This is a genomic window from Desulfurellaceae bacterium, from assembly GCA_021296095.1.
Classification (GTDB): Bacteria; Desulfobacterota; Binatia; order Bin18; family Bin18; genus JAAXHF01.
In genome coordinates this window covers 1-4577 of record JAGWBB010000180.1, presented here as the reverse complement: position 1 = coordinate 4577, position 4577 = coordinate 1, and the positions used below count along the sequence as shown (strand labels likewise).

Sequence of the window (4577 nt, the reverse complement as noted above, 5' to 3'; positions counted from 1 at the left end):
CCAGGAACCTACGCTCGCCTGCCGGGCGCTGAGCGTCGGACCGGGAAGAACCCACCCCCCTGCTCCGCAGGACCCCTCCGAGGAGGGGATGGGGGCGGGTCCCCTCCTGGGAGGGGTGGCCGAAGGCCGGGGTGGGTGCCTTCTCGGCCGGTGGATAACGCAATATGCATCACACGTCCCGTGGGGGTCGGGCTCTGGATAGTAGCCCGGGCGGTGAGGGTGGGCGGAGGGCGGTCGGCCGTGGAAAAACGGCGTAGACTTCAGGTCCCGGCGTCTGAGGCGTGGGGCAGTTTTGCGACAGCCTTGCAGGAGGGCGGCGCCGAAGCCGGGGATGCTCTCGTTGATATACGAGGTGAGGTCCAGCATATTCCAGACGACGACGGTTGTCCCACCGACCAGGGCGACCAGCAAGGCGCCCCGTTCGGAAATCGTGTCGTTGAGGAGGCGCAGCACCAGCACGCTGCCGATGGACGCGCCCAGCCCCGTATAGGCAAAGGCGACCAGCGAAAAGATATCCTGTTCGGCAAACAGGGCCAGGACCGTCGCCGCACACGCCACGCCGACCGTGCCCAGCTTGGCCTGAAAGAGAGATTGTTTCGGGGGTTCGGGCAGGTCCCGCATCAAAGAGGCCGAACAGCTCAGAATTTGCGAGTCGGCGGTAGACAGGGTGGACGAAAAGACCCCCCGCCAGCACAAAGCCCACGGCGAGCGGAGGCAGCAGCTCCTTGGCCGATAAAAACAGGGCCAATTCGGTCTCAAACGCGCCGCTGTCTTGCAGGATCACCCGGGTACTCAGCCCCACCAGGGTGAAGAGGAGAACAAAGAACGCCTCAAAGGTGTAGTTGGTGACGATGAACTTTTTGGTGGCCCGGGCGTCTTTCAGGGCCATGGCCCGAATGAGAATGTGGGGCTGGCCGAGAATGGACATGCCAAAACCCAGCGAGCCGCAGCAGAAGATCATCCAACCGCTGTAGCCGCCAATGGACAGGTTCTGCGGGATAAAGGCAGTGCCCGGTGCGGTCGCGTTGAAGCTGGCCACCAGCTCGGCAATCCCGCCTTCTTTGGCCACGGCTATGACCAGGATGAGGAGCAGGCTGAGGGTCATCATGATGATCTGGGCGCTGTCGGTCCAAATGGAGGCGCGAATTCCCCCCGACCAACAGTAGAAGAGAATGATGGCCGTGCTCAGCAGAATGCCGACGTACAGCGGTTGACCGAGGGCCACTTCGAGGGCCATACCGCCGGCTTTCAGTTGGGCCGCAGCGTAGAAGCTGAGAAAAAACAGGGTCAGGAGGCCGATGAAGCGACGCAGCAGGACGCGGTTTTCTCCGTTCCAGAAGGTCAGCAATTCGCCGATGCTCAAGGCCCAGCCGCTGCTATTCATAGACTGCAAGCGGGAGACGGCCAGGGCGTAGACGAGAACGTGGCCCAACAGCAGGCCCAGCCCCAGCCAGATGACCATGGTCCCGTTGAGGCAGGCCGCCCCCATGAAGCCGGCAAAAATGAACCCGCTGAACTTGCTGGCAGTGCTGGAAAAGGCCAGGCTGTAGGGGGAGATGGTCTGGCTGGCCAGAAAATAGTCCTCTTCCGATCTCCGGCTCTCGCGGACGGCGAACAGGCCAACGAAGAGAAAGCCGAACAGAATCACTAATCGTGACTCTAGGCAACGCCGTGCGGCTTGTCAACGGGTGCGCCCGGCAAGACCGAGGCGGTCCGGGCAGCCGTTGAGCGCGCCTTTGCCGATGGATAGGGATTGCCAGGACCGAGCCCGATTCTCCAGGCCGGTCAGCCTCGCCGTGACGCTCTCGCCACACGACGGCTCGCATCCTGATAGATACTTGTTCGTGAGCCGATGGCGCTGACTTCGAGAACCGTTCGGCTTGTCCGATAGATAATCCGAACACGCCCAACGCGAAAACTCCACCACCCGGAGAGTTCGCGCTGGAGAGGCTTGCCTGCCGACGGATTCGCTCGGAGGGTGTCCAAGGCTGCCCGGATGCGTTGCTTGAGTTGCGGATGCATGGCCCGGATAGCGGTGTGGACTTCGCGTGGCAGTCGAACCCGGCGCACGCTAAGCCTCGTCAAAGAGCTGTTTGAGCTGTGCATCCGTCAGCGGCCTGCCACGTTCCCGTTTCAGCTGCCGCAGGCCGGTGCGGATCTCTTCGACCAGTTCCCGGTCCGACAGGACGGCAAGGGTCTCCTGCCAGCTCTCAAACTCCTCATAGCTCACCAGGACGGCCGTCGCTCGCCCGTTTTTGGTGATCGTGACCTCTTCGTTGGTAGTCGCCACGTCAGCCACCAGCTGACTCAGTTTTGCCTTGGCTTCGGCTAAGGGCAGGATACGCATACATCCCTCCAGTAGTCTGAATTCAGACTAGCCGAGGTCTGGAGGACACGCAAGCAATACGGATAGGGCTGCGCGCCTGAAGGGTGACGCATCAGGCAGGACCTTTGCGTATACGTCCCCTCCGGGAGAGCCGCACGGGACCGTGACCGGCTGTGGACGACTGGAGGCAGCCTTGAAAATCGCCAGCCGGAGGGGTAGCACCTGTGTAGCAGTCAGGAGGAGACACGATGGCTACAGCCCGCCAGCATTTGACCGACTTGACCCAGCGCTTCATGACCGCCTTCAACGACAACGATCTTGAGGGCGTGATGGCCTTTTTTGCCGACGATGCCGTGTACGACGAGTTCAACGGCACCCGCAACCACGGCAGAGACGCCATTCGGGCCGCCTTTCTCCCGCAGTTCAGCGGCCGCTACGGCACGATGCAGTTTCTTGACGACGACCTGTTTATTGACGCCGACACCGGCAAGGTCATGGCCAGCTGGCGCTGCACGCTTGCAGTCAAGGACCAGCCCACATCGTGGCGCGGGCTCGACCTGCTGCACTTCCAGGGCGACCGGCTGGTCCGCAAGCTGACCTACGCCAAGGCCAAGGTTCCCCTGTTTGAGGACCGGGCGGCGGACACGGACCCCTGAGACCGTCACCACTGTGTTGCCGCGACAACGGCCCGGATCGCCGCCGGCTCAAGGGTGAGGCCGATGTGGCTAACGCCGGGCAGCATCTGGACCGGCACGCCCGCCGCCTCGAACACCGGCCGGAACTGCTCGGCGTGGAACAGCTCGTCGTCCGCGCCGACCAGGACCCGAAGCGGCCGCTCAGCGGCAGCTATATCCGCCCGGTATTCGTCGTGGGGCCGGAAGTTCGTGGCCAGGGCGTAGGAGTAGGTCGGTGTCAAAAACCGACGTGCCTCAGCCCCCAGAGCAAACGCCTGGACCGGCAGACTGTTGAGCTGGGTCAGGCCGAAACGGTTGAGAACAGTCAGACCGATGATGCGGGGAATACCCACGGCGACCCAGTCGCCGGCTTCTGGCCGAGCCGTGGGCGCGTCCAGCAGCACATAGCGGTCGAACAGGTCTTGTCGGTCGCTGGCGGCAAAACGCAGGGCGAATCCCCCGCCGGCCGAAAACCCGAGCAGCAGTCTTTCGCCGGGTGGCTCGGTCGTACGCAGAAAATCTTCCAGGTCATCCTCAAGCTGACCGATGTAATCAATCTGGCCCTTTGTCCCGGACTCGCCGTGCCCCCGCATATCCAGCGCATAGGCCGCGTAGCCAGCTTGCCCAAAACTGCGGGCCAGCGGATGCAGACTGGTGCTGCGCGCCGACGAGCCGTGAATGAGCACCACCGACCCTTCGGCCGGCTCCGGGCTCGACGTGTAGGCGCGAAACACCAGACGCGTCCCGTCCCGGGCCGTATACGGCTGGAGCGGGGGCAGGTCGGAGAAGTCCACGGCCGCGAAAGGAGCGTTGATACTGGCCAGCGGAGGGAGCGACCGGGGGCCACCGAACACCAGGGCCAGGCTCAGCAGCGCGGCCACGACTCCGAGAAAGGAAAGAAAGGCGAGGACGAGACGTTTCGCCATACGGCGTTTCACCATACAGGAAGTGAGGAGGCAAGCAGAGTGCTTTTTCGCTCAATCGGCTTCGGCCAAAAGCATTAGGGAATAATCACGAAGTTCTGGAGCGACTCTTCCCACCGCAGCGTGGTAGTCTCGCCCGGATGGGGGAAGTCCGGGACGACAAGCGTCCGGCGCACGCCCTCCAGGAATTCACCCCCAAGCGTTGTCACCCGCACCGTCGTGCGGGCAAACTCCACCCCGTCGGCCAGCGCCCGAACCGCGTGCTCTCCAGGCCCCAAGGTATTCCAGTTCACCAGCAGACCGAAGCCGTTGTTGCTATCCCCGCAGACCGACTGCGTATCCGCACCGGCGTCCCAGCCAGCTCAATGACGATCTCCTCAGCTTCACACGCCCACCCCGAGATGACTCCAACGCCGCTCTGGGACGAGCCAACGGAGGGATTTTCCAATACGGCTTGAAGCCCGGCTATTCGGTCATGTCCCTCGCCCCTGCCAGGCTGCCCATCGGTGATGAGAAAGTTCTGGCGAGACTCTTCCCATCGAAGCGTCGTGGTGTCGCCTGGGTAGGGGAAGTCCGGGACGACAACCGTCCGGCGCACATCCTTCAGGAAGTCACTCCCAAGGGTCGTCACCCGCACCGTCGTCCGGGCAAACT

8 protein-coding genes are annotated in these 4577 nt (G+C 63.2%); 2 read left to right on the top strand and 6 right to left on the bottom strand.

Annotated features, from left to right (window positions below):
* On the bottom strand, positions 1-759 hold a 759-nt coding region (locus tag J4F42_22665), incomplete at its 3' end, for a hypothetical protein (GenBank protein MCE2488326.1).
* A gap of 13 nt (positions 760-772) precedes the next feature.
* Between J4F42_22665 and J4F42_22660 the strand changes: the two genes are divergently transcribed.
* Positions 773-1651, top strand: a complete 879-nt coding sequence (locus tag J4F42_22660; protein ID MCE2488325.1) for a hypothetical protein — start codon at positions 773-775, stop codon at positions 1649-1651.
* Positions 1652-1785: 134 nt separating this feature from the next.
* Here J4F42_22660 and J4F42_22655 read toward each other — a convergent pair whose 3' ends face one another.
* Complete coding sequence (locus J4F42_22655; GenBank protein ID MCE2488324.1) at positions 1786-2070, bottom strand: type II toxin-antitoxin system RelE/ParE family toxin; 285 nt, start codon at positions 2068-2070, stop codon at positions 1786-1788.
* A 1-nt stretch (position 2071) separates the two neighbouring features.
* On the bottom strand, positions 2072-2347 hold the full coding sequence (locus J4F42_22650) for a type II toxin-antitoxin system Phd/YefM family antitoxin (GenBank protein ID MCE2488323.1): 276 nt from the start codon (positions 2345-2347) through the stop codon (positions 2072-2074).
* Between the two features lie 227 nt (positions 2348-2574).
* Here J4F42_22650 and J4F42_22645 point away from each other — a divergent pair, with 227 nt between their 5' ends.
* Entirely contained in the window at positions 2575-2982 is a 408-nt protein-coding gene (locus J4F42_22645; GenBank protein ID MCE2488322.1) for a nuclear transport factor 2 family protein, read from the top strand.
* A gap of 5 nt (positions 2983-2987) precedes the next feature.
* On the opposite strand, the gene J4F42_22640 is transcribed toward J4F42_22645, so the two are convergent.
* From J4F42_22640 to J4F42_22630, 3 genes are all read right to left on the bottom strand, one after another.
* Positions 2988-3926 (bottom strand): alpha/beta hydrolase, encoded by a 939-nt coding sequence (locus J4F42_22640; GenBank protein MCE2488321.1) that lies wholly within the window; start codon positions 3924-3926, stop codon positions 2988-2990.
* Between the two features lie 74 nt (positions 3927-4000).
* Positions 4001-4216 carry a hypothetical protein gene (locus J4F42_22635; protein MCE2488320.1) on the bottom strand — a complete coding sequence of 72 codons (216 nt, stop codon included), beginning with the start codon at positions 4214-4216 and terminating at the stop codon, positions 4001-4003.
* A partial coding sequence (locus tag J4F42_22630) for a hypothetical protein (GenBank protein MCE2488319.1) occupies positions 4213-4577 on the bottom strand: 365 nt, incomplete at its 5' end. The genes J4F42_22635 and J4F42_22630, both read right to left, overlap by 4 nt.